Annotated in this window: 27 protein-coding genes and 2 pseudogenes; 11 read left to right on the top strand and 18 right to left on the bottom strand. The window is 71.9% G+C overall.

Translation table 11 applies throughout. The features are described 5' to 3' along the window. The 5 genes from AB0C33_RS49395 to AB0C33_RS49375 form a co-directional block, all read right to left on the bottom strand. Positions 1-600, bottom strand: a complete 600-nt coding sequence (locus AB0C33_RS49395) for a TetR/AcrR family transcriptional regulator (RefSeq protein WP_358302241.1) — start codon at positions 598-600, stop codon at positions 1-3. Beyond that, a complete protein-coding gene (locus AB0C33_RS49390) occupies positions 570-2,087 on the bottom strand; it encodes an FAD-dependent monooxygenase (RefSeq protein WP_358302239.1) in 1,518 nt (505 codons plus the stop codon). The genes AB0C33_RS49395 and AB0C33_RS49390 overlap by 31 nt, the downstream gene beginning before the upstream one ends. A 168-nt stretch (positions 2,088-2,255) precedes the next feature. Beyond that, positions 2,256-3,242 carry a CU044_5270 family protein gene (locus tag AB0C33_RS49385; protein WP_358302236.1) on the bottom strand — a complete coding sequence of 329 codons (987 nt, stop codon included), beginning with the start codon at positions 3,240-3,242 and terminating at the stop codon, positions 2,256-2,258. After that, the gene (locus tag AB0C33_RS49380) at positions 3,242-3,811 is read right to left on the bottom strand and encodes an RNA polymerase sigma factor (protein WP_352364199.1); all 570 of its coding nucleotides are present in this window, start codon (positions 3,809-3,811) and stop codon (positions 3,242-3,244) included. The genes AB0C33_RS49385 and AB0C33_RS49380 overlap by 1 nt, the downstream gene beginning before the upstream one ends. Before the next feature lie 214 nt (positions 3,812-4,025). After that, the gene (locus tag AB0C33_RS49375) at positions 4,026-4,676 is read right to left on the bottom strand and encodes a helix-turn-helix domain-containing protein (RefSeq protein WP_358302232.1); all 651 of its coding nucleotides are present in this window, start codon (positions 4,674-4,676) and stop codon (positions 4,026-4,028) included. Between the two features lie 477 nt (positions 4,677-5,153). On the opposite strand from AB0C33_RS49375, the gene AB0C33_RS49370 reads away from it, so the two are divergent. Next, on the top strand, positions 5,154-5,579 hold the full coding sequence (locus tag AB0C33_RS49370; protein WP_358302229.1) for a spore-associated protein A: 426 nt from the start codon (positions 5,154-5,156) through the stop codon (positions 5,577-5,579). 236 nt (positions 5,580-5,815) lie between these two features. Here AB0C33_RS49370 and AB0C33_RS49365 read toward each other — a convergent pair whose 3' ends face one another. From AB0C33_RS49365 to AB0C33_RS49345, 5 genes are all read right to left on the bottom strand, one after another. After that, entirely contained in the window at positions 5,816-6,277 is a 462-nt protein-coding gene (locus AB0C33_RS49365) for a hypothetical protein (RefSeq protein ID WP_358302226.1), read from the bottom strand. Between the two features lie 214 nt (positions 6,278-6,491). Further along, on the bottom strand, positions 6,492-7,463 hold the full coding sequence (locus tag AB0C33_RS49360; protein ID WP_358302223.1) for a winged helix-turn-helix domain-containing protein: 972 nt from the start codon (positions 7,461-7,463) through the stop codon (positions 6,492-6,494). Between the two features lie 69 nt (positions 7,464-7,532). Then, positions 7,533-7,967 (bottom strand): nuclear transport factor 2 family protein, encoded by a 435-nt coding sequence (locus tag AB0C33_RS49355; RefSeq protein ID WP_358302220.1) that lies wholly within the window; start codon positions 7,965-7,967, stop codon positions 7,533-7,535. Then, positions 7,967-8,572, bottom strand: a complete 606-nt coding sequence (gene wrbA / locus AB0C33_RS49350; protein ID WP_358302218.1) for an NAD(P)H:quinone oxidoreductase — start codon at positions 8,570-8,572, stop codon at positions 7,967-7,969. Before wrbA ends, AB0C33_RS49355 begins: the two co-directional genes overlap by 1 nt. Positions 8,573-8,680: 108 nt before the next feature. Next, positions 8,681-11,263, bottom strand: coding sequence for an AAA family ATPase (locus AB0C33_RS49345; protein ID WP_358302215.1), 2,583 nt, complete (start codon positions 11,261-11,263; stop codon positions 8,681-8,683). Positions 11,264-11,306: 43 nt separating this feature from the next. Between AB0C33_RS49345 and AB0C33_RS49340 the strand changes: the two genes are divergently transcribed. Beyond that, positions 11,307-11,684, top strand: a complete 378-nt coding sequence (locus AB0C33_RS49340) for an MBL fold metallo-hydrolase (RefSeq protein WP_358302212.1) — start codon at positions 11,307-11,309, stop codon at positions 11,682-11,684. On the opposite strand, the gene AB0C33_RS49335 is transcribed toward AB0C33_RS49340, so the two are convergent. Next, positions 11,681-14,950, bottom strand: a complete 3,270-nt coding sequence (locus tag AB0C33_RS49335) for a BTAD domain-containing putative transcriptional regulator (protein WP_358302209.1) — start codon at positions 14,948-14,950, stop codon at positions 11,681-11,683. The two genes, AB0C33_RS49340 and AB0C33_RS49335, sit on opposite strands and share 4 nt — an antisense overlap. 391 nt (positions 14,951-15,341) lie before the next feature. Here AB0C33_RS49335 and AB0C33_RS49330 point away from each other — a divergent pair. Further along, positions 15,342-15,791 (top strand): annotated as a pseudogene (locus AB0C33_RS49330) (DUF4158 domain-containing protein); the annotation flags it as partial. A 49-nt stretch (positions 15,792-15,840) separates the two neighbouring features. Next, positions 15,841-15,966 carry a hypothetical protein gene (locus tag AB0C33_RS49325; RefSeq protein ID WP_358302206.1) on the top strand — a complete coding sequence of 42 codons (126 nt, stop codon included), beginning with the start codon at positions 15,841-15,843 and terminating at the stop codon, positions 15,964-15,966. A 338-nt stretch (positions 15,967-16,304) separates the two neighbouring features. Here the strand turns inward: AB0C33_RS49325 and AB0C33_RS49320 are convergent, their stop codons facing one another. Next, positions 16,305-16,943, bottom strand: coding sequence for a TetR/AcrR family transcriptional regulator (locus tag AB0C33_RS49320; RefSeq protein WP_358302203.1), 639 nt, complete (start codon positions 16,941-16,943; stop codon positions 16,305-16,307). A gap of 225 nt (positions 16,944-17,168) precedes the next feature. Between AB0C33_RS49320 and AB0C33_RS49315 the strand changes: the two genes are divergently transcribed. The 3 genes from AB0C33_RS49315 to AB0C33_RS49305 all read left to right on the top strand — a co-directional run bounded on the left by AB0C33_RS49315 (position 17,169) and on the right by AB0C33_RS49305 (position 18,509). Continuing rightward, positions 17,169-17,639, top strand: a complete 471-nt coding sequence (locus AB0C33_RS49315; RefSeq protein WP_358302200.1) for a carboxymuconolactone decarboxylase family protein — start codon at positions 17,169-17,171, stop codon at positions 17,637-17,639. Positions 17,640-17,810: 171 nt separating this feature from the next. Then, entirely contained in the window at positions 17,811-18,176 is a 366-nt protein-coding gene (locus AB0C33_RS49310; RefSeq protein WP_358302197.1) for a carboxymuconolactone decarboxylase family protein, read from the top strand. 54 nt (positions 18,177-18,230) lie between these two features. Next, positions 18,231-18,509, top strand: a complete 279-nt coding sequence (locus AB0C33_RS49305; RefSeq protein WP_358302261.1) for a DUF4158 domain-containing protein — start codon at positions 18,231-18,233, stop codon at positions 18,507-18,509. 166 nt (positions 18,510-18,675) lie between these two features. On the opposite strand, the pseudogene AB0C33_RS49300 reads toward AB0C33_RS49305, so the two are convergent. From AB0C33_RS49300 to AB0C33_RS49280, 5 genes and pseudogenes are all read right to left on the bottom strand, one after another. Beyond that, a pseudogene (locus AB0C33_RS49300) lies at positions 18,676-18,765 on the bottom strand (hypothetical protein); the annotation flags it as partial. A gap of 89 nt (positions 18,766-18,854) precedes the next feature. Then, a complete protein-coding gene (locus tag AB0C33_RS49295) occupies positions 18,855-19,130 on the bottom strand; it encodes a hypothetical protein (RefSeq protein WP_358302264.1) in 276 nt (91 codons plus the stop codon). Next, complete coding sequence (locus AB0C33_RS49290; protein WP_358302194.1) at positions 19,043-19,363, bottom strand: hypothetical protein; 321 nt, start codon at positions 19,361-19,363, stop codon at positions 19,043-19,045. Before AB0C33_RS49290 ends, AB0C33_RS49295 begins: the two co-directional genes overlap by 88 nt. Positions 19,364-19,702: 339 nt before the next feature. Continuing rightward, positions 19,703-20,287: a hypothetical protein gene (locus tag AB0C33_RS49285; protein WP_358302191.1), complete on the bottom strand. Its 585-nt coding sequence runs from the start codon at positions 20,285-20,287 to the stop codon at positions 19,703-19,705. A 16-nt stretch (positions 20,288-20,303) separates the two neighbouring features. After that, complete coding sequence (locus AB0C33_RS49280) at positions 20,304-20,960, bottom strand: papain-like cysteine protease family protein (RefSeq protein WP_358302188.1); 657 nt, start codon at positions 20,958-20,960, stop codon at positions 20,304-20,306. Between the two features lie 364 nt (positions 20,961-21,324). Between AB0C33_RS49280 and AB0C33_RS49275 the strand changes: the two genes are divergently transcribed. Continuing rightward, positions 21,325-21,909 (top strand): right-handed parallel beta-helix repeat-containing protein, encoded by a 585-nt coding sequence (locus tag AB0C33_RS49275; RefSeq protein ID WP_358302185.1) that lies wholly within the window; start codon positions 21,325-21,327, stop codon positions 21,907-21,909. Between the two features lie 109 nt (positions 21,910-22,018). Here the strand turns inward: AB0C33_RS49275 and vanY-N are convergent, their stop codons facing one another. Next, a complete protein-coding gene (vanY-N, locus tag AB0C33_RS49270) occupies positions 22,019-22,591 on the bottom strand; it encodes a D,D-peptidase/D,D-carboxypeptidase VanY-N (RefSeq protein ID WP_358302182.1) in 573 nt (190 codons plus the stop codon). A gap of 191 nt (positions 22,592-22,782) precedes the next feature. Here vanY-N and AB0C33_RS49265 point away from each other — a divergent pair, with 191 nt between their 5' ends. Genes AB0C33_RS49265 through AB0C33_RS49255 form a run of 3 tightly spaced genes read left to right on the top strand, consistent with a single transcriptional unit; the run spans position 22,783 to position 25,458 of the window. Next, positions 22,783-23,457, top strand: coding sequence for a response regulator transcription factor (locus AB0C33_RS49265; protein WP_358302179.1), 675 nt, complete (start codon positions 22,783-22,785; stop codon positions 23,455-23,457). A 7-nt stretch (positions 23,458-23,464) separates the two neighbouring features. Then, positions 23,465-24,985, top strand: a complete 1,521-nt coding sequence (locus AB0C33_RS49260) for a HAMP domain-containing sensor histidine kinase (protein ID WP_358302176.1) — start codon at positions 23,465-23,467, stop codon at positions 24,983-24,985. Continuing rightward, positions 24,982-25,458, top strand: a complete 477-nt coding sequence (locus AB0C33_RS49255; RefSeq protein WP_358302173.1) for a hypothetical protein — start codon at positions 24,982-24,984, stop codon at positions 25,456-25,458. The genes AB0C33_RS49260 and AB0C33_RS49255 overlap by 4 nt, the downstream gene beginning before the upstream one ends. Positions 25,459-25,579: the final 121 nt, after the last annotated feature.

Genomic DNA, 25,579 nt, shown 5'->3' with positions numbered 1-25,579 from the left:
TCAGGGCCGGTACCCGATGTGGCCCAGCAGGGTCCGCATCCGGCGCTCGATCTGTTCGGCGGTCACGTCGTCGGCGTGCTGGAGCAGGACGGATCCGATCGAGCCGGCCAGGATGTCCTGGACGACGCCCGGGTCGGTGCCCGCCGGAAGGTGACCGGCCTCGACGGCCTGCCGTGCGACCTGGGCCACGGCGTCCAGCCGGGGCCGCAGGTAGCGCTCGGTGTAGGCGGCCACCAGCTTGGGGTAGTCGACCGAGGCGCCGATGACGCGGGCCATCAGCGCGCGGAAGCGGGGACGGCTGAGCAGCTCGGCGACGGAGCCGACCAGTTCCTCGATCGACCGCCCGGCCGGGGCGGCGTCGACGTCGGGGGCACGGGCGTGCTCCAAGGCGGCCATCAGGAGGTCCTCCTTGGCCCGCCAGCGCCGGTAGACGGTCAGTTTCGCCACGCCGGCGCGCTGGGCGACCGCTTCCACGCTGGTGCCCGCCGCGCCGCGTTCGATCAGCAGGTCCAGCGCCGCCTCCAGGATGGCGGCGTCGTTTCCCGGATCGCGCGGACGGCCGTGGCGTTCTACGCCGGCCACAGCACCTGGTTCAGCCATGTGGTCAGTCTGTCGGGTGCCGGATGGTGACGCCAACCGATGTGCCCGTCGGGGCGGATCAGCGTCACGTCGGGCGAGCCGGGCTCCACCGGCGTGAGAGCGAGGACCAGGTCGGCGCCCAACTCCGCCGCGGCGGCCGCGGCGTGGCGGGCGGCGACGTGCCGGTCATCGGCGAGCACGACCCAGCGTCCGCCGATGGCGGCGTGCAGGGTGGTGGCGCCGCCGTCCGGGCGCCGGCAGGCGAGGTCGGGCATCCGGTCGCCGGGACGCGGTCCGGGCATCCACCGGTGCTCGGCCGAGGCCAGCGGTCCTCCTCGGTAGCTGATGCCGAGCTGGGAGGCGGCCAGCCACAGCCGGCGCTGCACGGCGGGCAGCCGCACGACCGGCAGGACGACGTGGTCGCGCAGCAGGCGTTTCCAGGGGGCGTTCGGCAGCATGATGTCCACGGCGGTGCTGGTGGCGCGCAGGACCTTGCGGGCCAGCGGCCGGCGTTCGCCTTCGTAGGTGTCGAGCAGCCGCCGGTCGGCGCGGCCGCGGGCGACCAGCACCAGCTTCCAGGCCAGGTTCTCGGCGTCGCCGAGGCCGGTGTTCTGTCCCTGCCCGCCGGTGGGGCTCTGGATGTGCGCCGCGTCGCCGGCCAGGAGGATCCGGCCGCGCCGGTAGGCGTCGGCCAGCCGGCGGTGGATGCGGAACTCCGAGGCCCAGCGGAGGTCGGTGACCGTGTCGAGGTCGATCCCGCTGCGGCGGGAGAACTCGCTCAGCACCCGGTCGCCGATCTCGCGTTCGGACAGCCGGTCCGGCAGCTGCGACGGCGGTTCGGTGAACACCCGCCAGGTGTCGTCGGGCAGCGCGGTGACCGACAGCATGTGGCCGGCCTCCATCCAGGTCGTGCTGCCGTTCCTGTCCAGCGGCCACCGGGCTTGCACGTCGACCATCAGCAGGCGTTCGAGGAGTTTGCGGCCGGGGAAGCCGATGCCGGCGAGCTTGCGCACGGTGCTGTGCGCGCCGTCACAGCCGATCAGCCAGTGGGTCCGGATCAGGCGCTCGGCGCCGCCCGCGGTGCGGACGGTGGCGGTGACGCCGGCGCCGTCCTGCCGGGCCGCGGCCAGGCGGGTGTCCCACTCCACCTGGCCGCCCAGTTCGGCCAGACGTCGCCGCAGCGTGCCCTCGATCTCGGCCTGCGAGATCAGCAGGGTCTGCTTCGGCTGGTCGGCGACGGCCTGGCCGACGTGGAGGCGCAGCACGGTGCGTGTGCCCTCGTTGTAGGACATGGTGAGCGAGGACCGGGAGCGCTGGGGCAGGTCGCCGAGCGCGCCGATGCGTTCCAGGACCTCCCTGCCGCGTGGTTGCAGGCCGAGGGCGCGGGAGGTGGTGGCGGGGGCGGGGGCGGCGTCGATGACGCGGACGGGGATGTCGTGCAGGGCCAGGTGGACGGCCAGGGCCAGCCCGGTGGGGCCGGCGCCCGCGATGAGCACGGTGTCAGTCACTTAGTAAACGATACGGTACCGATTACTAAGTCGGGAAGGGGGCTCGGGCGGCTCCGGCTCCGGCTCCGGCTCCGGCCCGGGAGTCGATCCCGACCACTGCGGGCCGGCCCCCCTTGAGCCCGGCGGCCGGTGCCCGGCCCTCGTCACGGGCACCGGCCAGGGGCTCGGCTACGGAAGGTCGCCCGCCTCGTCGACGATGCCGACGGACACCCGGGCCCTGGAGGTGATCACCTCACCCTCGGGCAACCCGCTGTAGTACGGGTCGGGCGACTTGACCCCGCCGACGTAGACGCGGCGCGCCCCGAGCAGGTCGAAGGTGGTCGGGTCGATGATGACCTCCTGGCGGACCCCGTCGTCGTCGCGGGTGTAGATCGCCACGCCCTGCCGGCCCAGCAGATCGCGCACCGGCTCCACGCCGACGTCGTCCAGCCGGGACAGGACGGTGTAGAGGGCGGCGCGCAGGCGAGCCGCCGGAGCGCCTTCTTCCAGGATGCTCAGGATCTGGTGGGACACCGCCCGCGCCCGCGGCAGAGCGATCTGGCTGGTGTCCTTCTTCAGGCGTTCGGCCAGGGCGGAGGGCTCCAGCGGCAGCGAGCGCAGGTAGGCGGGGTCGAACCGCAGACGGGGGTCGGCGCCGCCCCGGCGCCGCTGGATCGTGCCGCTGCTCTCGTCCCGCATGGCCCGCTCTTCGCCGTCCCCCCGCGTCCATCTCTCGACGGTCTCGCGCGAGCGGGTCCTGCCTGCGCCGGCTGGTTGCGCGGTGGCCTTGGCCAGCAGCCTGGGTGAGGTGTAGCTGTCCCATTTGACGTAGACCCACTGGTCGGCTCGCGGGTAGACGTCCGGCTGGCCGGCCGCCGCCGCCGTCGCGTGCTCGGCCAGGGTCTGCGCGTTGGCCACCGGCAGCCATGCCGGGGCGCCGGTGGTCTGCGTCCCCCGGCCGTCCGGGGCGAGGCTCTGCACCACCGTGACGCCCGCCGCGATCGTGGCGCCGAACGCGCCCACGGCCGCCACGCGCAGCACCATGCGCCGCACCCGGCGGGCCGGCGGCTCCGGGGCCAGCGCGGCCATCATCCGCCGCCGGGCGTGCTGCAGATCGCCCGCTCGGCTCTGCCGCACCTCCGAGCGCAGGTCTCGGACCATGTCCAGATCGTTCATCAGACCTCCTCGATCACGTCGGTGGGGTTGCTGCCGCCCAGGGCGTGGGCGATCTTGCGGCGGGCCCGCGACAGCCGGGACCGCACGGTGCCGATGGGCACGTTCAGCGCCTGCGCCGTCTCCTCGTAGCTGAGGTCGCCCCAGGAGACCAGCAGCAGGACGTCGCGCTCGCCCTTGCCCAGCGCGGCCAGGGCGGCCGCGAGCGGTCTGCGGGTCTCCGAGGCGGAGACGCGGGCGACCACCCGCTCGTCGAAGGCCACCGCCACGGGGTCCTCCCCGGTTCGGGCGAGCGCGCGGTACCCGCGGGTCTCGGCCCTTCGATGGGTGCCGATGATGTTCGTGGCGATGCCGTACAGCCAGGGCAGGGCGTCCTGGCGATCCAGGGCGTACTTGTGGCGCTTCTCGAACGCCCTGGTGAACGTCTCGGCCACCACGTCCTCGGCCTGATCGGGCCCGAGCCGCCGGACGACGTAACGATGCAGGACGGCGGCGTGCCGCTCGAACAGCTCGGCGAAACGCTCCGGCTCGGCCAGCGACGCCTCGATGACCGCCGAGTCCTGCGCGGGCACATCGCAGGCTGTTTCAAGGGCTGTTTCAAGGGCTGTTTCGCAGGCCGTGGAGACCTTCGGCTGGACCGGTGCCGGGACGTCCGCCCGAAGCGGCGCCCGCGCGCCCGCCGGAGGACCTGCCAGGACGGGTTCGTCGTGTGGAAGGGATGTCACGACGGTACTTATCCGCATGCGGGAGAAAGGTTCCATCCAGGATCCCGCCGGGGGGGTGGGGTCACTGCCGGCGGTGGATCAGGTCGCCGCCCAGCCGGGTGAGCTGGTGGATGACCATGTTGGCGTGCCGGGTGCTGGTGATGAGCCCGGCCCGTTGCAGCACCTGGGCGTGCGCGCTGGCCGACGACAGCGAGGCGCCGGTCCGGCGGGCGAGCTCGCTGGTGGTGCAGCCGTCGGTGGCGGCGATGCAGCGCAGGACGCGGGCCCGGGTGGCGCCGAGCAGGTCGGGCAGCGCGTCGTCGGGTTCGGCGTCGGGCATCTCGTGCTGGATCGGGAAGACCAGGACGGGCGGCAGGCTGGGGTCGGCCATCACGACCGGGGTGAAGCGCCCGAAGTAGGAGGGGATGAGCGTCAGGCCGCGTCCTTGCAGGTGGATCTCGTACCGGCCGGGGGCGTAGTCGGCCTCCAGCACCGGGGGCCGCCACCGCATCGACGGCCCGAGGCCGGCGAGCATCGCCTCCACGCCCTGGCCGGTGAGCAGGCGGGTCAGCCTGGCGCGCTCACGTCCCAGGGCGTCCTCCATGTCGGTACGGCGGGAGCCGAAGGCGACCTGGCAGTACCGCTCGCCGAGCCGGGCCAGGCCGCGGATGGAGCGCCGGTTGCCGCGGGCAAGGTCGTCCAGCGTCGCGGGAACGGGCGCGTGCCGGCGCAACTGGTCGGGGGAAGTACGCCCCGAGCGGCACCAGCCGCACCAGCTGCTCCCGTACCGGTTTGAGCAACCCGGCCTCGGCCAGGTCGGTGCGGGCCTGCCGCCGCCAGCCGGACAGCGCGCGCACCCCGCCCGGCCGCTGGAGTATGTGCAGGCTCAGCGCCATTTCCCACATCATGTCCGCCCGGCCGGCGATGCGCACGCGGGAAGGCGCCGCTTCGGGCCCCGGCGCCGGCGGGTGAACGCCGGGCCGGATTCTCGGCCCGGAGCTTGGGCGACACCGGGCTCGCGTCCTGCCGGGCCCGGTGATCGCGCCGAAGGAGGGGCCGCAGGATTCGCCTGCCGCCGTCTGCGCTGCCGTCTGGCGGCAACCCGTCGGGGGTGATTTGTGCTAACTATCACATTGATCACGAGTTGCGTGTAGCAGAAGTGAGCCGGTGGTACTCAAGATCACAACACTGGGCAATCGAAGGGATCTTCGTGCGAGCACGCAAGCTGGCGATCCTCCTGGCCGCCGCGGCCCTGACCTCCACCACCACCCTGGCGGCGACCGCCGCCCCGGCCGGCGCGGCCGGCCCCTGCGGCAGCGGTTACACCCGGGTCGGCGTCTACAACATCGGCATCGAGAAGTACGGGTACCGCACCGGCATCCTGGAGGTGTACTACAGCTCCGCCACCGGCAAGAACTGCGCACTCACCTACGGCGACGGCCCCTACGCCAACACCACGAGCTGGAAGGGCGTCGTGATCTCCAGGGGCGACGGCAGCGGCAAGGACAGCGACGCCGGAAACTACCAGTACTACGCCGGCCCCGTGTACGTCTCGGCGGCCGGGCAGTGCATCGACGTCGAGGGCATCTCGCCGTCGTGGACGAGCGTCAAGCTCGACAACGTGCACTGCGGCTGAGACCAGCCTGACCGGCCCCCTCGCTGAGCACGCCGCCGTGCCAAGGGCGTGCCCCCCACCGGCAGGGGGTTCGACAAGAGCCCGCACCCCAGGGTCGAGGGCACTGGCGTGCGCCATGGGCTCTGACGGCTCAGTGTGTCATCACCGACGTCCGCGTCAATGATGACGCACTGGGCACCACACCTGACCATGATCAGCCTCGCGCGCCTCCCTCGCCGCGTCGGCCGCAGGGCGAGTCAGTCCAGCGGTGTCCCGCCCACGGCCACGAGCAGCAGGACGGGGAACTCCGGATCGGCCTGACCGACGGCGAGTGCGACCCATCGGCCCACGTCCGGCCGGCGCCAGGCGAGCATCGTGCCGGTGAGCTGGCCGAGCTCGTCCAGCGGCGCGGGCGCCGCGGCCTCGCCTTCCGCGTACGGCCACAGATCGACCACCCGAGGGGCGCCCCAGCGCTCCGTCAGGGCGGCCGCCAGCTCCTGGAGGGCGGCGTCGATCTCCGCCTGGGCCGCCTCGACGACCTCCTCGCCACGGTCGTCCCAGAAGTCACGGCTGGCCATCAGGTAGCACACATGGTGGGCCGGGCCGCTGGAACGGTAACCCTCCCACACCTCCCGCGACCTGCCCTCCCGTTCCTCCGTCTCCGGGAAGGGACGGGCCAGAAGGGCGTCCACGACGGCGAGTCGATCGTGCAGAGCCATCCCATGAGGATAGGGTCCCGCGGCGCGGTCCCTTCGGGGCGGCGACCGCGAACTCCCGGGCCGGCGGAGTTCACTTGTAGTACCGCACCCCGTACTCGACCGTGTGCTTCTTGGCGAGGGAGAAGGTCGCCCAGTACTTCGAGTGGCCGGCGTTGCTGATGCGGACGATGCCGTTTGAACCGGCCCGCGACGATCCGGCCAGGCGGCGTCGCCGTCAGCCGGCGTCCGGGGAGCCGTTCAGGAGGGCCTGGCCGAGCGGCGTCAGAGTGTGCAGGACCGAGCTGCCCGTCCGGACGGTCGAGACGAGCCCGGCGTTGCGCAGGACCGTGGTGTGCTGGCTGGCCGAGCCGAGGGACACACCGACGCGTTCGGCCACGAACGTCGTGGTGGCCGGGCTGCGCAACGTGGCCAGCACCGCCGCACGGGTACGGCCCAGCAGGGGCGTCAGCACGTCGTCCGCACCGGCCGGCCCGCCCGTGACGCACATCGGGTACACCAGCACCGTGGCCGCGTCCGGCCGGTACATCACCATCGGACGGGGCGCGAAATAGGACGGGATCAGCAGCAGCCCCCGCCCGCGCAGCGCGACGTCGTGATCGCCGTCGACCGGGATGTGCAGGGTCGGCGGCCGCCAGCGGCACCCGGGATGCAGCGTGGCCAGCAGGGCGTCCACCCCGCCGCGCAGCAGGGTCTCCGAGCGCAGGGCCCGGTCGGCGCCGGCCTCCGCCTGGATCTGCGACCACAAGGGCTCCACCGAGGAGCCGAAGAAGCCGCGCAGGTCGTCGGCGAGGGTCTGGCGCGCCCCGCGGCTGCCGCCGGCCAGTTCCCGCGCCCACCGCCCGGCCCGCTGGGCGGGCGACAACGCGCCCAGATCGGCCGCCAGGTAGGAGCTCGGCGTCCGACTGGCCAGCTCGACGCCGGCGGCGAAGTCACCGGCGTCCGGCTGGAGCAGGAACGCCGGCACCGAACTCCGCGGCGGCACCAGGGGCGCCAGCACCCCCGCCCGCTCGGCCAGGCTTCCTCCCACCTGCCGCAACAGCCGGCGCGCTGCGGGCCGCGTCCAGCTCCTGCTCGTCGGCGCGCCGAGCAGCAGGCGCACACTCAGCACCGTCTCCCACAAGGCGTTGGGAGCCGGAGCGAACGTGATCTTGCGCAGGTCGGCGTCGGAGAAGTGCACACGGATCATGACGAAGGATTCTCACCGAGCCGGCTCCCTCCGGCCAAGGAGACCGCCTCCCCGGCGGGCGCGCCGGCGTCAGATCGGCTCGTCGCCCGGCGGGAACCACGCCTGCAGGGTCGCCGGGTCGATCGGCACCGAGACGTGCTCGTGCGTGATCAGCCAGCCCTGCCCCGTCCGCCGGAAGCCGAGGGACGACCTGACCCAGATCGAGGTCTGCAGGCCGTTCCTGCGCCTCCCGCTGTCGCGGTGGAGCATGTGCGCGAACGCGACCTCCCCGCCCGCCGCGACCACCGGCTCGCGCGTCTCCAACGCGATGGGCCCGTCGTACTCCGCGAACCAGCGGACGAAGTTGCCGCGAAGCTCATCCAGCCCGGCGAATCTCATCGGCGGCACGACGTCGAAGTAGACGACGTCAGGAGCGTAGAGCTCCAGCAACCGGTCGACGTCCTTGACCTGGCAGGCTTCGACCCGGACCGCCAGCAGCGCCCTGATCTGCGACTCGCCCGACATCAGCGCCGCCCGGCCTTGAGCGCGGCCGCCGTCTCGGCGACACGGCGGGCCTGGTGAGCGGCAGCCTGCAGGGTCACCTCGGCGGGCGGCCCGTCGCCGGCCACATGGGAGGCGCCGTAGGGGTTGCCGGACCGGAACTGGACGGGGTCGGTGTAGCCCGGCGGGACGATGACGCCGCCCCAGTGGTAGAAGGTGTTGCTCAGCGCCAGGATGGTGGACTCCTGCCCGCCGTGCGCGGTGTTGGAGGCGGTGAAGGCCGAGTACACCTTGTCGGCCAGCCGGCCCTGCACCCACAGCGGGCCGGTGGCGTCGATGAAGGCCCGCAGCTGGCTGGCCGGGTTGCCGAACCGGGTCGGCGTGCCGAACAGCACCGCATCGGCCCAGAGCAGGTCGTCGTGGCCGGCTTCGGCGACGTCCGCGGTGTCGCGCAGGTGCTGGGCCCAGGTCGCCTTGGAGTTGACCGCCTGCGGCGGGGCGGTTTCGGCGACCCGGCGCAGCCGTACGTGCGCGCCCGCCTCCTGCGCGCCCTTGGCCGCGGCCTGGGCCAGCGCGTGCAGGGTGCCGGTGGCGCTGTAGTAGATGATCGCCACGTTCACGTTGTCCATGGCCGCAACGCTAGGCCGCGGCCCCGCCGGCCCGAATCCGTGACGCCACGGTAGTCGCCCCGGTAGTCGCCCCCGTAGTCGCCACGGGGGCCGCCACGGGGGTCGCGGTCACACCAGGCGCGCGAGCTCCTGCCGGGAGGCGACGCCGAGCTTCGGATAGGCCTTGTAGAGGTGGTACTCCACGGTCCGGTGACTGAGGAACAGCTGCGCGGCGATGTCGCGGTTGCTCACCCCCGCCGCGGCCAGCCGTACCACCTGGAGCTCCTGCGGGGTGAGCGCCGCCAGCGCGTCGGCGGGCGGCCCGGCGGGCGCGCTCTCCCCGGTGGCGCGCAGCTCGGCCCGGGCACGCCCGGCCCACGGCGCGGCGCCGAGCCGATCGAAGATCTCCAGGGCCGAGCGCAGCGGCGAGCGCGCCTCGGCCCTGCGCCGCGCGCGGCGCAGCCACTCGCCGTACAGCAGCTCGGTGCGGGCGCGTTCGAACGGCCGGCCGCCGCGCCCGTGCAGCCGTACGGCCTGCGCGTAGTGCTCGCCCGCCTCCCCGGCCGGGCCCAGCAGGGCACGGCAGCGCAGCGCGACCGCCTGCGCCCACGGCTGCCGGCCCGCCTCGGCCCACGCCGCGAACCGGGCATAGGCCCCCGCCGCCCGGTCCGCCGCCTCGACCCGGACGGCCGCCTCCACCAGATCGGGCGCGGCCGAGACGGCACTCACCCCGTCGAGCTCACGGAACGCCTGCTCATACCGCCCGAAAGTGAGGTGGAGCAGTCCCCGATGCACGGGATCGGAGCCGTGTTCCGGGCCGCCCTCGATGGCCGCGATCCGGGCGGTGATCGCGGTGAGCTGCCCGATCCGGTGGCTCTGCCCGGTGTCCCTGGCCAGGTCGACGGCCTCGGCCACGGTCGCGGCGGCGTCACGGTGCCGGCCCGCCATCAGCTGCGCGTGCGCGAGCGCGTGCAGGGTGACCGGCAGCGCGCCGGCCAGCCCCTCGTTCCTGCAGCGGACCACGTCCGCGGCGGCCAGCTCGGCCACGGCCTCGTCGTCGCCGAGGAACAGCGCGACGCCGACGACGAAGATCCGGGCCAGGGCGTCGTCCAGCGGGTTCGTCCGGGCCTGGGCCACCAGCGCCGTCAGGGCGGGCAGCGCGTTCGCGTGATCGTCGTCGGCCAGGACCGCCAGGGCCTCGATGGCGCGCGCCGTAGGGCCGGCGAAGGAGCCCGCGAGCCGGGCCACCCGCCGGACGGCGTCGATCTCGCCCGCCGGCCAGGCGTTGCTCGCCGCCATGGTCAGCATCGTCAGGGCCAGGCCGGGATCGTCGCGCAGGATCGTCTGCGCACCGTCGGCGAGCACCTGGGCGGCGCCCTGCGGCGTGCCGCGCTCGAACGCGACGCTCGCCCGGACCAGCGCCAGCCCCGCACTGTGCCCGCCCAGCTCGGCGGCGCGTTCCGCCAGGGCCGCGGCCTGCTCGGTGCGTCCGCCGGCGACCGCGGCCCGCGCGGCCAGGGTCGTCCGCCGCGCCCGCTCGGCCCGGTCCGGGCTGAGCAGCGCGGCCTGCTCCAGAATCGACGCGGCCGTGGCCATGGCGCCACGGCCGCGCGCCGCCTCGGCCGCCTCCTCCAGCCGGGCGGCGACGCCCTCCTGAGGCCCGGTCGCGGCGGCGGCCAGGTGCCAGACCCGCCGCTCGGCGTCCACGACGGCGGTCAGCGCCTCGTGCGCGGCCACGCGCAGGCCGAGCGGGGCACGCTGGTAGGCAGCGGACCGGACCAGCGGGTGGCGGAAGGCGATCGAAGCCCCCGTGATCCGCAACAGCCCCGCCTTCTCGGCGGCCTCCAGGTCAGCGACGCCGCCGCCGAGGGCCCGCGCCGCCCGCAGGACCGTCCCGAGATCGCCGCTCCCCTCGGCGGCGGCCACCAGCACGGCCAGCCGGGCACGCGCGGGCAGCTCGTCGATCTGGGCGCCGAAACCGGCGACGACGCGATCGGTGGCCGGCAGCGCGCCCGGCATCACCTCGCGCCCGGCGCGCTGCTCCGGACTGAGCCCGGCGGGCAGCTCGATCAGCGCCAGCGGGTTCCCGCCCGCTTCCCGGACGACCCGATCGCGTACCGAGGAGGCCATCGTGGAGAAGCGCTGCGCGAGCACCTCGGCCGCCGCGGCCTCGTCCAGCCCGCCCAGCCGCAGCTCGGGCAGGCCCGGAGCGTCGAAGGCGTCCCGCGCCGCGAACACCATCGCGACGCCGTCGGCCGCAAGGCGGCGCGCCGCGAACAGCAGCGCGTCGGCGGAGGCGGCGTCCAGCCAGTGCGCGTCGTCGATCAGGCACAGGACCGGCCGTTCCGCGGCCAGCTCCGACAGCAGGCTCAGGACGGCGAGACCGACCAGGAACCGGCTCGTGCCGGCGGCGTCGGCCAGGCCCAGCGCACCCCGTAGCGCCGCCGCCTGCACGCCGGGCAGGGTGTCGAGGCGGTCGAGCGCGGGACGCAGCACCATCTGCAGACCCGCGAACGGCAGCGACGTCTCGGCCTCCACCGCGGTCGCCCGCAACACGCGAACCTCGCGGGCCTGGCGGACGAGCTCGTCCAGCAGGGCCGACTTGCCGATGCCCGCCTCGCCGCGCAGGACCAGGACGCCGCTGTGACCCGCCCGCGCCCGTTCGAGCAGCCGCGCGGCCTCGCCGAGTTCCTTGTCCCGCCCCCGCAACATGCGAAAAATCTACCCATACGCCACAAAGGGCCCAGACCCGAGGGTGTCCGGCCGGGAACCCGCAGGAGAGCAAACCCCCGACGACATCCGCGGCCTCGGCCCGACCCTCGGCTCCTTCGCCTACTCCCTCCGCAAGAACGGCCTGCGCATCCGCCACGTCAGCGAAGTCACCGAGATCGCCGACGGCGACATCCTTCACCTGCCCGGAAAGCCCGTGATCATCGGCATGCCGGGACACTCACCGGGCAGCGTCGCGGTACACGTCCCCCTCGCCGACGCGATCTTCGTCGGCGACGCGCTGACCACCCGGCACGTCCTCACCGGACGCTCCGGCCCGCAGCCCGCCCCCTTCACCGACGACCCCGCCACCGCCCTGTCCTCCCTCCACAGCGACACACGTCACGTCGCCGCACTCCTCTAGAAGGACGCGCGCAAGGCGGCCGTCCGCGACCGGGCCTCAGCGGCCCAATGAGGAGCGTTCCACCGGTCCGCGACGACGGCGGCCCGAGCGAAGTGCGCGGCGGCCTCGGGACGCCCCAGAAAGACAGCCAGCTCACCCAGGGTGTGGGCCACCGGGCGCAGCGCCATCGACAGGCTCTCCGCACCCGCCGGAGGACCGTCGCGGTGCGCGAGCAACACCTCGTAGATCTCCTCGGCGGCGTCCCGGTCGCCCAGGGCCATGACGGCCATCGCGCGCAACGTGGTGAGGAACGTGAAGAAGAAATCCCGACGAATCGGGCCGGGTGGCGTGCGGACCGCCCGAGCCTCGTCATCCAGCCCATTGGCATGCAGCGCGAGCGCCAGCAGATCGGACGTCATGGAGCCCAGCACGACGTGCAGAGCACGCACCTCCTCCAGATGCCCACCCAACGTGCCCTCGTTCAACCAGATCGCGGCCAGCGCCAGCTGGAGAAAACCCTCAGCGTGCACCGACCCGATCCGCCGCATCCCCTCACCGGCCTCCACATACATGGCCTCGGCGTCGCGGAACCGCCCCTCGATCAGCGCCAGACCCGCCAGCGTGATCTCCGCGACGGCGATCGCCTCACGCATCCGATATGTACGCGCCAGCTCCAAAGCCTCACCGATCACCCGACGCAACGTCAAAGGATCATTGGCCGCAGCGGCGACACCCGCATGATTGAGCAACCCGGAAACACGATAGACCGGCAGGTCGTGCTCAACCCCGATCTCCACCAGCTCCCGGCACAGCCCGGCATCACCCAGCACCTCGCTCAGAATCTCAAGCGCCGCCGCCCGCAACCGGGGCTCGGTCGCGAGATCCAGCGCCTCCCGCGCCGCCTCCACCACAGACGGATCATCCTCACCGACCAGCTCATGCGCATACGCCGACAAAAGCCGCGACCGCACCGCAGGAGCCAGCTCACGCTTCAACAACCGCCCCAGCCGATCGACGACAGGCCGATCCACCGTGCCGTACGTACGAGCCTGCCAGGGAGTCGGCTCCGTCCACGCCGTGAACGCGGCGACCATCAGATCCTCACGCCCCAACGACTCCGCGAACTCCACAGCCGCCCGCCGCGTCTCACGGGCGGCAGCGACGGCACCCGCCCGGACCTGCGCCCGCAACAGCCTGCCCAGCAGCTCCACACGCTCCTCCGGCCCGGCAGAAAGAGCGACCGCGTCGGCAAGAAGGTCGACCGCCACATCATGGGCATAACGCGCCTCGGCAAGCTCAGCGGCCCGCACACAGTAACCGACAGCCTCCGGCGAACCCGCCCGCGCAAAATGACGAGCCAACGCCGCGACATCACCACTCCCCACAAGAGCGGCGGCGATCCGGCCATGCATCCGAGTGGCACGCAACCTGCTCAGGTCAGCGAGCAGCGTGTCCCTCACCAGAGCATGCACGAAGCGGACACGGCCAGGACCAGGCTCATCCAAAAGCCCGGCGACGACACCCGCGTCCAACGCGTCCAACACCCCGTCCTCACCGACGTCAGCAGCCTTCACCAGGACGTCCACCGAACTCTCCCGGCCCACCACCGCAGCCAGCCGCAGAACCGACACCCCTCCCTCCGGCAGGCGCGCAAGCCGACGACGCAACACGTCCCGAACCCCCTCAGGAACCTCCGACAACGCCACCAGCGCGCCCTCGCCGCTCAACAACCGAGCACTCTCACGCACATAGAACGGATTACCACCCGTACGCTCGGCGATCCCCGCGACCGTCTCGTCATCGGCCTCACACTCAGCCCGCACGAGCCGCGCCACGGCCTCCTCGTCCAAACCCGGCAACGCCAGACGGACAGGCGCCACCCGCGCCAGAGAAGCCAGCGTCTCCCCCAGACGCCCACCCTCGTCCGCACGGTACGCCACCACCACCAGGATCGGAGCCCGCACCCCCAGACAACCGCCGAGCAACTCCAACGTGGTGGCATCCGCCCAATGCAGATCGTCCAGCACGACGGCGACCGGACGCCCCGACGCGACCGCCGCCAGCCACCTCCACACGGCCCGGCGCAGACGGAACAGTCCAGCAGTGGCGTCGTCCTCCACCGGCCCGGCATCGGCGAGCAACGGCGCCAGGTCACCCGCCAACTCCCCAGGAGACACGGACGCGGCGACGGCACCCAGCACCTCCGTCCAAGCCCACGCAGCCGGCGCACCATCGACCTCGGGGCAACGGCCGCCGGCCACCAGCCACCCCTCACCTTCGAGCCGCCTGCCGAAATGATCCAGCAACGTCGACTTGCCGAGCCCCGCCTCCCCGGTGACAAAAGCGACACGGACCCCACCGCTCACCGCCTCGCCGGCGGCCGTGACCAGCGCCGAAAGCTGCGCCTCACGCCCGACGAACGACGCCCCGGCGACCGGAACCGTCCCTTCGGCAGCAGCCACCCGCGACAACGGCGCGGCCGGCGCCGGCACGGCAAGCGAAGACGCCGCCGGCACAGGCACGGACGCGCGCAGGACATCCATACGCCGAGTGAGGATCGCCTCCTCCAACGCCACCAGCTCAGGACCAGGATCAAGCCCGAGCTCCTCAGCGAGAATGCCCCGAGCACGGCGCAACGTCGCCAACGCATCCGCCTGACGGCCACTGCTCCACAACGCCAAGGCGTGCAACCGCCACCCCTCCTCACGAAGAGGCTCCTCACGAGTGAGCCGCTCGGCCTCGGCAACCACCACAACAGGATCACCGACACGCAAACCCGCCGCCACATGCAGCTCCGCAGCCACCGAACGCAGCTCGTTCAACCGCGCCGTCTCAGCCGCAACCCACGGCTCGTCCGCCACCTCGGCGAACGCCGGCCCCTGCCACAACCCCAGCGCCTCACCCAACCGAGCCCGCGCGACACCCACGTCACCGTCCGCACGCGCCCGCCCCAGCAACCCCTCGAACCGCCAGGCATCCACCGCCTCCGACGGCAACCGCAACGCATAGCCCGGCGCCGCGCTCACCAGCAACCGAGCCGGCGAGCGCGGCGGACGCCCAGGCTCCAGCAACCGCCGCAGGTTCGACACGTACGCCTGCAACGACAACAACGCCCGAGCGGGCGGCTCCCCACCCCACAGATCCTCGATCATCCGATCGACCGGCACCACCTGCCCGCGCGCCGCCACCAGCAACGCCAGCACACCCCGCTGCCGCGGCCCGCCCAAGGGAACCGGCTCGCCGCCGACCTCAGCCGCCAGAGCGCCCAGAACCCGGATGAAGACCATGATCTGCACATCGTATGCGGACGTCCCGAATGACCTGCAAACACCCAGGAGCAGGCTGAACACCTCCCAACCAGCCAAGGACGGGATCAGACCAACGCCCCCCAGGACCACTCCGGCACGTCACCGACCGCCTCCACGGCCAAACCCCTTCTCCTTTCGAAGGTGCTCTGGGTGGATGAGTACGGGCGAAGCCCGTGCTTCTGGAGAAGTGTGATTTGCAAACCAACCCGCCACCTTTACAATGTAGATCACATTTGGTCCGGGCGGGGGCAAGGGCTCGTTCGGCCTTCGAGAAGGCTGAGTGCAGAAATCAGCGGTAGAGAGTTGATCTTCGTACCGGTTCGGTGACGGCCCGCGTTTGGGCAGGTCGCGGGGCCTACGTTCCTGGGCCATGCCCTTCGAATTTCTCTCTGATGAGCAGCTCGCCCGCTATGGCCGCTTCCCCGAGGAGCCCTCCTCTGCGGAGCTGGAGCAGTTCTTCCGGCTGGATCGCAGTGCCCTGAATGCGCTGGCCTCGAAACGGCGCCCGGCCACGAAGCTCGGCTGGGCCGTGCAGTGGGGCACGGTGCGCATGCTGGGGGCGCTCCTGACCGACGACCCGCTGGCCGTTCCGCCGGCCAACGCCCGGCTGATCGGCGCCCAGGCCGGTATCGGCATCGTCCGGCATTGGGGCAGCGGGCACATCGCCTCGGCCGACGGCCTGCGCTTCGTGGTCCCGGTGCAGAGTCTGCACGCCGGGCACAACCCGATCTGTTTCGGCCGGCAGCGCGGCGCGACCTGGCTGAACGTGGTCAATGACCAGGTGATGGGGATTGGCGGGCTGGTGGTGCCGGGCACGCTGCGACTCGCTGCGGCAGCTGCGCGCCCAAGGCTTCCCGGTCACCGACGAGATGTGCGCCCGGCTGTCGCCGATCCAGTACGAGCACATCAACTTTCTGGGCCGCTACGCCTTCACCCGCGCTGACGTCGGCTCCGGGCTGCGCCCCTTCCACGATCTGCCAGCCCCGGCCGGGTGAGCTCGCCGCCCGGCCGGGGCGGTCAGCACCGCCGCAGTGGACAGGGCGAGCTACTGGGAGGCGGCCGACTGGCTGATGCCGGCGCGTTCGGCGACCTGGTTACCGACAGCTCGGCGCCCTGGGCGAACAGCGGCACGATCTGCCGGCGGCTACGCGGCCGTCGGCCTGGACACGACCGGCATCGGCATGCCTGCCCCTGACAGAGCCGCCGTTCTGTCCGGTCAGCGCTACTGACGGCTGTGGACAGCTTCGGGAGAAGGGCGCCGTCTCGGAATGCTGGAGGAAGCGTTGGGCAATCTGACCGGGACCAGCACTGGTACCGCGAGGCGATCGCCTCTTCATTGGTCCAGGTCACTTTCCTTGATCGCTGCCTCGACCAGGGCTCGTGCGGCCCAGGTGACCGTTTCCTGTTCGGCCTGGGGGTCGAGACCGCGGACATCGCGCAGGGCGATCTGTGCTTCCCAGCCGACCACGATGGTCAAGGCCGAGATCAGGCGTTGGAAGGACTCTTCGCTGAGGGTGCCATGGAGCGGTTGGCATGCCTGTTCGAGCCATTCGATCCGGCGGCGGGTGCGCTGTGGGATGGCCGTGCCCGGGGCGACGTCGGGCGGTGGGTCGACGGTCAGCCGGATGAGGCGGCGGCCCAGGGGGAGCGACTGGGGTGAATAGGCGAGCAGGGTCCTGGCGAGAGCTTCCACGCGGGCCGCGGCGTCGCCGGCGAGCGCGGGGTCGGCCAGCGCCTCCTCGACGGGAGGTTCGTTGATCGCGCCGGCGGTCGCGTCGATCAGCAGGTGGTCCAGGCTCGGGAAGTACATGTACACCGTGCGGCGGGACACGTCGGCGGCGGCCGCGATGTCGTCGATGGACGGTGTCGTTCCGCCGGCGCTCAGGCGGACCGCCGCGTCCACGATCGCCTTGCGGGTACGGCGGCGCTGCGCTTCGCGGCCGCTACGGCGGGCTGGATCGTCGCTGCTCATCGTTGCTCTGTCGCTCCTTGGGTGGTGGTGGCCGCAGAACTTGACGCCTGCTCACCGCCAGAGTATATCTTCATGCAGTTATTGCACAGCAGTGCAGTAATTGCATGTGAGTTCAACGGATTCTCCAGGGCCTGTATGACGCAAGTCACCTAAGTGGCTGTGTCACAGAACCCCGACCTCCGGCATCTCATGACCGAGCCGACAACAGCAGCAAGGAGCACTTCCATGGAAAGCCGCCTGAACCTCTTCGCCAGCCCCGTCGTCGCCAAGGCCCTCGGGCACTACGGCGCAGCGGCCCCGGTGCTCATCCAGGAGTCGGCGCTGCCGGCCACGACCCAGAACCTGGTGATGCTGCGCGCCAGCCAGATCAACGGCGACGGCTACGCCACCGACGTCCACGGCAAGAACGCCGCGCACGCCGGTGAGACCATCGCGCGGCTGAACCTCCTCGCCGTCTGGCGCGGGTCGACGGTGTTCACCGACGCCGAGCGGGCCGCCCTGGAGCTGACCGAGCAGGGCACCCGCATCGCCGACGGCGCCGGCGGCATCACCGACGAGGCCTGGGCGAACGCCGCCGAGCACTACGACGACGACCAGCTCGCCGCCCTGGTGGCGTTCATCGCCCTCATCAACGCCACCAACCGCTTCGCCGTCATCAACCGGCAGCGGGGCGGGGCATACCAGCCCGCCCAGTGACGATCCGCAGCACCGACCGAACGACACACCACCCCGCGAGTAAGGACTTTGCCATGGAGCGCTTCGACCTGTTGACCAACGAGCTAGGCGGCCAAGATCGCCAAGCGGATCTACAACGTCGCCGTACTGATCGAGAAGTCGCCACTGCCCAAGGCGACTCAGGATCTGGTGATGCTACGCGCCAGCCAGATCAACAGCTGCGGCTTCTGCGTCGACTACCACACCAAGGACGCCGTGGTGGCGGGCGAGAGCGCGACCCGCCTCCACCTGGTCGCCGCCTGGCGCGAGTCGACGGTGTTCACCGACGCCGAGCGGGCCGCATTGGCGCTCGCCGAGGAGGGCACCCGGATCGCCGACGGCCACCACGGCGTGTCGGATGAGACCTGGACCGAGGTGCGCAAGCACTACGACGACGATCAGACCGTCGCGCTGGTCTCGCTGGTCGCCATGATCAACGCCAACAACCGGCTCAACGTGATCGTGCGCAAGCCCGGGGGTTCCTACCAGCCCGGCATGTTCACCGGCATGGCCAACTGATCGGCGCCCACGGCAACCCCGGGTGAATCCTGCACGCAAGCCGACACCGCGGAGCTGGAGCAGTTCTTCCGGCTGGATCGCAGTGCCTTGGATGCGCTGGCCTCGAAACGGCATCCGGCCATGAAGCTCGGCTGGGCCGTGCAGTGGGGCACGGTGCGCATGCTGGGGGTGTTCCTGACCGGCGATCCGCTGGCTGTTCCGCCGGAGGCGGCGTGGACGACGTGGCCGCCGGCCGGGACGCCGGTGGCGGTGCCGGGCAGGACAGCCAGCATGCCATGGCCGGTGTTCTTGCCCGGCGCGCCCGCCACGAACTCGCCCTTGCCGTCCCGGTGACGTCGATGATCGAGACCGACGCGCCGAAGGCGTCGCCGGCGACCGACTGCTCGCTGACCGGGTCGGCGGTGGGCTCGGCGCCAGGGGGTGCGACGCCGTCCTGGGTGATGATCTGCGTGCCCGAAACGACCGGCCCGGGGGGTGAGCTGGGGATGAGGGCGACCGCGCCCGCCCGGTACGCGCCGGACACCTTGGCAGTGGGCAGGCCGATGGCGATGTCGGCCGTGCCGTCGCCATTGAAGTCGCCGGTGGCCAGGCTCGGGGAGCGGCTGCAATGGCTCGGCGAGAACGAGGTCAGCCAGCTCAGGCCGCGAGCGGTGAAACCGATCGAAGGCGGCCGCCGTTTTACCAGCCGCCCAGCGCCTGCCCGTAGCCCGCCCGATACACCCCCACGATGTCGGGACGCAGGTCGCCCTGGTCGGCCGGGCCGAAGACCAGCGACTGCATGTCGCTGACGCCGGTCTCGATCTGGCGGGTGGTGTCGTTGCCGCTGGGCCAGGAGTGGATCTGGCGCGATCGGTAGCCGCTGGAGATCAGGTCGGTCTTGCCGTTGCCGTCGGTGTCGGCCGCGGCCATGCTCGCGCCCCATCCGGAACAGGGGGTGTTGATCGAGTAGAGCATGCAGCCGGGCTCGGGCCGCAGGTGGGAGCGTCCGGTGAAGCCGTCCGGGCCGCCGTACAGGAGGGTGATCTGGCCCGTCTTGCTGGTGCCTGAGGCGGCCGGTAGAAGGGCATGCCGACGGCCAGGTCGTGGTAGCCGTCGCCGTTGAAGTCGCTGTTGTAGGCGATCGGAGCGGCCGAGGCGGGGGCCGGAGTGGTGACGGAGGTGAGCGTCGTGGGCGTGGACGCCCTCACATTTCGTCCGCAACCGGCAGATGGACGACCTTGAGTACGTGGGGCTGATCTACCGGGCCGGGACGCAGATGTACCACCTGCTGCACAGCGGGTTCGGCCGGAGGACGCCAGAAACACACCGCGTGGCGTAGCTGCCTGCCCTGAGCGCTCGCGTTGGCGGGCTGCGGGGTCGGGTTCGGCGGTGATGCGGGCGGACGTCTCCTCACCAAGCCCCGACCGGACGGTGGCGGGCGCCACGGCCTTGGAAGCGGGGGCGATGACGTAGCCCCCGCTTCCCGAGCAGCTCACGCCGACCGGCGGTTCCTTGCGATCACCTCTGGGGAGGGCGAGCGGATGGCGTCAGGTCGGCTCCCGGTAGCGGGGCTGGTGGGCTCTGTACTCCTGGGCACGGACGGCGAGTTCCCGGAAGAACACCGGGGGTGGTGTGACCTGGCCTTCGCGCCCGATCGGGGAGGGCGCCAGCGGTATGAGCAGGTCGGTATTGGGTGAGTGCAACCACAGGGCGGTCTGGTAGAGCTCGGGGATTTGCAGGAGCCGGAGATCGAACCCGGCCATTTCGAGCTGCGGCAGGGCTCGTGCGGCTTTGACGGCGGTCGCGGTGGCTCCGACGGATGAGCTTCTGTAGAACGTCGGCGGGAAGGTGCGGTCCGGCGTTTCGGCGACTTCGGCGCCGGCGAGCACCTTGCCGCCGGACTCCAGCAGGAATCGCCAGCCCACCGGCTGCGCCACCTCCAGGCCGCCGCCGGCCTCGATGTCTTTGACGAGCAGGGCGAACACCCGGTGGGGGGTGGACACCTCCACGTCATCCGGGGAGATCTCGCCCAGCAGTTTCGGGCCCTCTCCGCCGGCTCTGGCGATCAGGCCGAGATGGGAGCGTGTTTCCTCCCGGATCCGTCCCGGCGGTTCAGGCATGTTCAACGGCATCGCATGCTCCCTGAGGCTAGTTTCGCCGAGTCTTGAAGGTCCTGTTCCAGGTGCCGTTCGGGCCGCCCGGATAGCCGCCGAAGAGCGTCTCCCATGCGACCCACATGATGGGGTCGTTCTCCTGGCCCGCGTATGTCCCGTGCGTACCCTCCCACGGGTCATGCACCCAGACGTGCACCAGTTCACCGGTCTCCGGGCGGTAGCTGTAGCCCCAGATGTTGACGATGTGGCCGGAGAGGCCGCCACCCCAGCCGATGTTCATCATGATCGGGCGTCCGGCGTCTATCTCCGCCTTGACCTCGTTCTTCGTCAACGTCGGGAACCTTCTGACCTGCACCCACCCGGGTGCCTCCACCCAGTCGGTGTAATTCTTGGAATCTTCGGGGGCCGGGATGTACACCCCGGCTTGCTGCAGCGGCCCGGCATCGGGCCACCAGCCCTGGTTGCAGTCGCCGCGTAACGCGCCGCCATCCGGGCAGCACTGGAACGGCTGCTGGTTGGCGAGCCGGGAGTCCTTCCTGTTGAGGACCGCGGTGGCGAATCCGCACTGGGTCCATGCCTGCGCGTTGGCGTAGAAGTTCGCGATGCTGACCGTTGTCGCGTTCCAACACCAGTATGTCTTTTCCTGGTATTGACGCCAGCGCCAGTATGACGAGCCGAGGCTCTTGATCATTACGCTCTCGTCTGGTTGTGACATGCGATGCCATCCCTTCGCTACGCGGGGGTTACGTCGTCACCGTCTTGCGCCTCCTGGCCGGCCCGGAAGGGCCCACGTCGCTGACGTTAAGAGAGCGCAACTGCGCTCGCAATGATCACCATCTGTCAGGTTGGACCGAAACACAGAGTGGGGCTCACGTTTTCAGTTGCGGCTGTCCGTTACGTCTTGGCCTTCCGCTCAACCACGACCAGCAGCGCCCCGCACGGACTTGTCTCCTCGGCGCAAATCGCGAGGTCCGGGTCGAAAGCACCCAAGCCTCGGCCTGGCCGCACGGGGGAGATCGCTTCAGCTCTGCCACTCCGGTCCCATCAGCCTCCGAGTGGACTGCCGTAATCGTCACCACCCTCGTGGCCTCATCCGGCCACTGGCGCAGCAGCCCGGCACGCGTCAGAACGCCTGCCTGCTGTCCGGTCTGCGGCTGGTCGACGGGCTGATCACGATCGACCGGTGCACGGTGACCAAGCAGACCGTCATGGTGCGCGGCACCGGCTCGGCGATCCGCAACAGCACGCTCACCGGTGGAAGCCTCACGGTCAGCGCGACCGACCAGGGCACCTTCACCCGCAACGTCTTCGACGCCTTCCCCATGGGCCTGTCGAACGACAGCCGCCGCAACCTCGTGCAGGCCAACGTCTTCAAGAACTTGGCCACAGCGGGCCTCGGCGCCGCGGAGACCTTCCTGCCGCAGGACGCGAACACCATCGAGGACAACGAGTTCACCGGCAACGACATCGGCCTGTCCTCCAGTTCCATGCTGCGGCACATCATCGTGCGCAGGAACGTGTTCAACGGCAACAACACCGCCGGCCACCTCATCTGGGCGCCGCCGGGCACGGTCGCCGACGGCGGCGGCAACCAGGGCCCCTGTGGCTCCACCCCCACCCCCAACCCCGACCTGACCTGACCTGCTGGTGAGACCACCGGCTTGCTGGTGAGACCAGCGGCTTGCCGGTGAGACCAGCGGCCCGGTCTCCCGGGCGCGGGCCTGGCCGAGGTCCGCGAGCGCGCGCGGGTCAGCCCCGGCGCCGGTTCTCCTCCGCGTGACCGACCCCGGGGTGAGGCCGTCGGCGCGGGGGCGTGCCGCCGTACTCCGGGTGGTGCTCGAAGTGCCACCACTCGTTGTCGAACATGCGGTAGAGGTCGTAGCGGGCGCCGTGCTCCTCCAGCCAGCGCGCGCCTTCGTGCGGACGCACGTCCAGGGCGATGCCCTTGACGTGGCTGGACTCCGTCGGCGGCAGCACGAGCATGCGCGCCAGCGCCGGTGAGCCGGTGCGGCGCACCTCCTCCTCGAACATCCGGAGCTGCACGAGCGGATCACGGTATCCCGAGGTGAGGCCGAGGAGCTGGCCGTGACGCCAGAGCGCCTCGGTGCGCGCCGCGGTGAACGCCGCCAGGGCGCCGTCGGTGAGCCCGGCCAGGTCCTCGGCGGGGAAGCGCATCCGTAACGCCCACTGGCAGGCCAGCTCGCGGGCCCGGCCAGGGCGGCGGACGAGCGCCGCGGGCAGCAGGAGCACGGCGAGCACCAGCGTCACCACGGCGAACAGCCGATCTCGGGGCCGAGCTGGGATGGTGCGTGGTTCGTTCATGACGAACTACGATTGGCGCCGAATGTGAGTGGGTCGTCTGCCGAATGTCACCGTTTGTCGACGGCCACCACGCCGGCATCACCGTGACACAACGATGACATGGCGCTGACAAGACGGGGACATCACCGGCCGACAGTGGACGCAGTTGACCGGCGAGCGAGGTTACGGAGCGTGCTGTGGTACTCGGCGGCGTGTCGCGAGTGTTGTTGATCGAGGACGACCCGGCCGTGCGGGAGGGCCTTGAGCTGGCCCTGACCCGGCACGGGCATCGGGTGGGCGCCGTGGAGTCCGGCGAGGAGGGGCTGGAGCGGCTGCGCGCCGACCGTCCCGACGTCGTCGTGCTCGATCTGATGTTGCCCGGCATGAACGGGTTCGAGGTCTGCCGCCGCATCCGGGCCATCGGCGAGGTGCCGATCATCATGCTGACCGCGCGCGGCGACGACATCGACGTGGTGGCGGGGCTGGAGGCGGGCGCCGACGACTACGTGGTCAAACCGGTGCAGCCCAGGGTGCTCGAAGCGCGTATTCGCGCCGTGCTCCGGCGGATCGGCCGCGACCAGGCGGAACTGGAGCGGCACGGTGAGCTGACCATCGATCGGGCCGGGCTGGTGGTCACCAAGCGCGGCGCCCCGATCGGGCTCACCCCGGCCGAGCTGCGCCTGCTGCTGGAGCTCTCCGGCACGCCGGGCCGGGTGCACAGCCGCCAGCAACTGCTGGACTCGGTGTGGGAGCACGGGTACTTCGGCGACTCGCGGCTGGTGGACGCGTGCGTGCAGCGGCTGCGCGCGAAGATCGAGGACGACTCGGCGTCCCCCGTCTACGTGCAGACGGTGCGGGGGTTCGGTTACCGGTTCGGGCCGGTGTGAACCGGCGGTGACGCCTGTGCCGAGCCCGGGGCTGCGTGCCCGGCTGCTGTTCGCGTTCGCGCTGCTGTGCGTGGTCACCACGGCGGCGGTGACCGGCGGGCTCTACGTCCAGGCCCGCACCGACATCCTGCAGCGGGCCCAGGACGCCGCGCTGCAGGCGACGAGAGCGCGCCTGGAGACGCTCTTCCCGTTGCGCACCCCGGCTCCGGACCGGACCGAGCTCGGCAGGATCGCCGCCACCATGGCCGAGCGGGACAGCTACGCGCTCGCCGTCTACCGCGGGCTGTACGCGCAGGCCGGCCCGCCGTCCGACCCGGCGCCGGGCCTGATGCGGAACCCGCCGCCGGGAAGCGGGGGACGCGACGGGAACGCGCCGGCCCTGGAGGCCGAGGACCTGAGGCCCCAGGCCCTTTCCGTGAGCCTGCGGCGGAAGGTGGCCGAAGGCGAGATGGCGTGGCAACGGGTGGTGCGGGAAGGCAGGCCCTTCCTGATCATCGGCGCGCCGTTGCTGATCACCGAGGGGGACCGGTGGCGGGTGTCCGGCATCGAGGTCTACACCACGCGCAGCCTGCTTCCCGAGCAGCGCAGCATCGACGTGCTCGCCACCCGCGCCTGGCTCATCGGCGGGGCGGCCATGGCGTTCGCGGTGGTCGTGGCGTTGCTGGCCACCCGCAGCGTGCTGCGCCCGGTGCGCGAGCTCGGCCGGGCGGCCCGCCTGCTGGGCGAGGGCGAGCTGCGGACCAGGGTCGCGGTCCGCGGCTCCGACGAGCTGGCCGACGTGGCGCGTACCTTCAACGACACCGCCGCGGAGCTGGAACGGCACGTCATGCAGCTGCGTGCGATGGAGGCCGACGCCCGCCGGTTCGTGGCCGACGTCTCGCACGAGCTGCGCACCCCCCTGGCCGCGCTCGCCGCCGTCGCCGAAGTCCTCGACGACGAGGCGGCCGAGCTGCCCGAACCCGCCGGCCGGGCGGCCAAGCTGGTCAGCCAGGAGACGCTCAACCTGACCGCGCTGGTGAACGACCTCATCGAGATCAGCAGGTTCGACTCCGGCGTCGCGGCCCTGTCGCTGAACGAGGTGGACGTGGCCGAGCTGGTGCCCGCGACCCTGCGCGTCCGGGGCTGGTCGGACGCGGTGCGCACCGAGCTTCCCTCCTCGGTGACGGCGAGGCTGGACCCGCGCCGCGTGGACGTCATCCTGGCCAACCTGGTCGGCAACGCCCTGCGGCACGGCGAGCCGCCGGTGTCGGTGCGGTTGTCCGCCGACCCGCAGTGGATCACTGTCGAGGTCCGCGACCACGGTCCGGGGCTGGAGGAGGCGGTGCTGCCGCACGCGTTCGACCGGTTCTACAAGGCCAGCGCGGCGCGGGCCAGGTCCGAGGGCAGCGGCCTGGGCCTGGCCATCGCGCTGGAGAACGCGCGCCTGCACCGGGGCGACCTCACCGTCGCCAACGCCCCCGACGGCGGCGCCCTGTTCACGCTGCGCCTGCCACGCAGGGCCCCCGAGCAGGACGGAGCAGCCGGATGAGGGCCGCACTCCCCCGCCGCGCGCTCGCCGCGGGTCTCCTGGCGCTGGTCGCGGGCTGCGGCGTGCGTCCCAGCGACGTCATCGCCGTCGGCGAGCCGCCGAAGGGAGCCGTCGCGCTGACCACGACGATCATTCTCTACCTGGTGAAGGACGGGCGGCTCAGCGCCGTGACGCGGCCGAGCGCGCGCCCGCTGTTCCGGACCGAGAGGCTCGCGCTGCTGGCAGCCGGGCCCATCGAGAAGGAACGGGCGCTCGGGCTCAGCACCGAGGTGCCGCCGGAAGCCGATCCGTTCCTGGTGACCGTCAAGGCGCGCGACCGCATGGTGCTGACCCCGTCCGCGCCGGGCGGTGACCTGTCCCCCCTGGCCGTGCGGCAGATCGTGTGCACGGCCGCCGCGTTGCCGGACAGCCCTGCCCGCATCGCCGTCGCGGGGGCGCGCACGAGCGTCGACCCTCGCGACTGCCCGGCCTGACCGCCGGAGGGAGCGCGGAGCAGCCCAGCGGCCTCCCCCGGCGGACCTGGCCGCCACCGCCTCCGCCGTGGTGTCCGTCCGGGGCCTGGGCCTCTTCCTCGGCGTAGCCGTCTTCGGCACC

This window comes from Nonomuraea sp. NPDC048881, assembly GCF_040649795.1.
GTDB lineage: Bacteria > Actinomycetota > Actinomycetes > Streptosporangiales > Streptosporangiaceae > Nonomuraea.
Note: the sequence above shows the minus strand (reverse complement) of the source record. Positions and strands in the feature narration are given on the sequence as shown.

Coding starts and splice junctions, on each gene's coding strand:
- AB0C33_RS49310 (WP_358302197.1), top strand. CDS start 17,811: ATGCTACGCGCCAGCCAGATCAACAGCTGCGGCTTCTGCGTCGACTAC.
- AB0C33_RS49365 (WP_358302226.1), bottom strand. CDS start 6,277: ATGGCTCTGCACGATCGACTCGCCGTCGTGGACGCCCTTCTGGCCCGT.
- vanY-N (WP_358302182.1), bottom strand. CDS start 22,591: ATGAACGAACCACGCACCATCCCAGCTCGGCCCCGAGATCGGCTGTTC.
- AB0C33_RS49395 (WP_358302241.1), bottom strand. CDS start 600: ATGGCTGAACCAGGTGCTGTGGCCGGCGTAGAACGCCACGGCCGTCCG.
- AB0C33_RS49360 (WP_358302223.1), bottom strand. CDS start 7,463: ATGATCCGTGTGCACTTCTCCGACGCCGACCTGCGCAAGATCACGTTC.
- AB0C33_RS49335 (WP_358302209.1), bottom strand. CDS start 14,950: ATGGTCTTCATCCGGGTTCTGGGCGCTCTGGCGGCTGAGGTCGGCGGC.
- AB0C33_RS49285 (WP_358302191.1), bottom strand. CDS start 20,287: ATGCCGTTGAACATGCCTGAACCGCCGGGACGGATCCGGGAGGAAACA.
- AB0C33_RS49345 (WP_358302215.1), bottom strand. CDS start 11,263: ATGTTGCGGGGGCGGGACAAGGAACTCGGCGAGGCCGCGCGGCTGCTC.
- AB0C33_RS49255 (WP_358302173.1), top strand. CDS start 24,982: ATGAGGGCCGCACTCCCCCGCCGCGCGCTCGCCGCGGGTCTCCTGGCG.
- AB0C33_RS49385 (WP_358302236.1), bottom strand. CDS start 3,242: ATGAACGATCTGGACATGGTCCGAGACCTGCGCTCGGAGGTGCGGCAG.
- AB0C33_RS49355 (WP_358302220.1), bottom strand. CDS start 7,967: ATGTCGGGCGAGTCGCAGATCAGGGCGCTGCTGGCGGTCCGGGTCGAA.
- AB0C33_RS49320 (WP_358302203.1), bottom strand. CDS start 16,943: ATGAGCAGCGACGATCCAGCCCGCCGTAGCGGCCGCGAAGCGCAGCGC.
- AB0C33_RS49315 (WP_358302200.1), top strand. CDS start 17,169: ATGGAAAGCCGCCTGAACCTCTTCGCCAGCCCCGTCGTCGCCAAGGCC.
- wrbA (WP_358302218.1), bottom strand. CDS start 8,572: ATGGACAACGTGAACGTGGCGATCATCTACTACAGCGCCACCGGCACC.
- AB0C33_RS49280 (WP_358302188.1), bottom strand. CDS start 20,960: ATGATCAAGAGCCTCGGCTCGTCATACTGGCGCTGGCGTCAATACCAG.
- AB0C33_RS49325 (WP_358302206.1), top strand. CDS start 15,841: ATGTGCGCCCGGCTGTCGCCGATCCAGTACGAGCACATCAACTTTCTG.
- AB0C33_RS49295 (WP_358302264.1), bottom strand. CDS start 19,130: ATGCTCTACTCGATCAACACCCCCTGTTCCGGATGGGGCGCGAGCATG.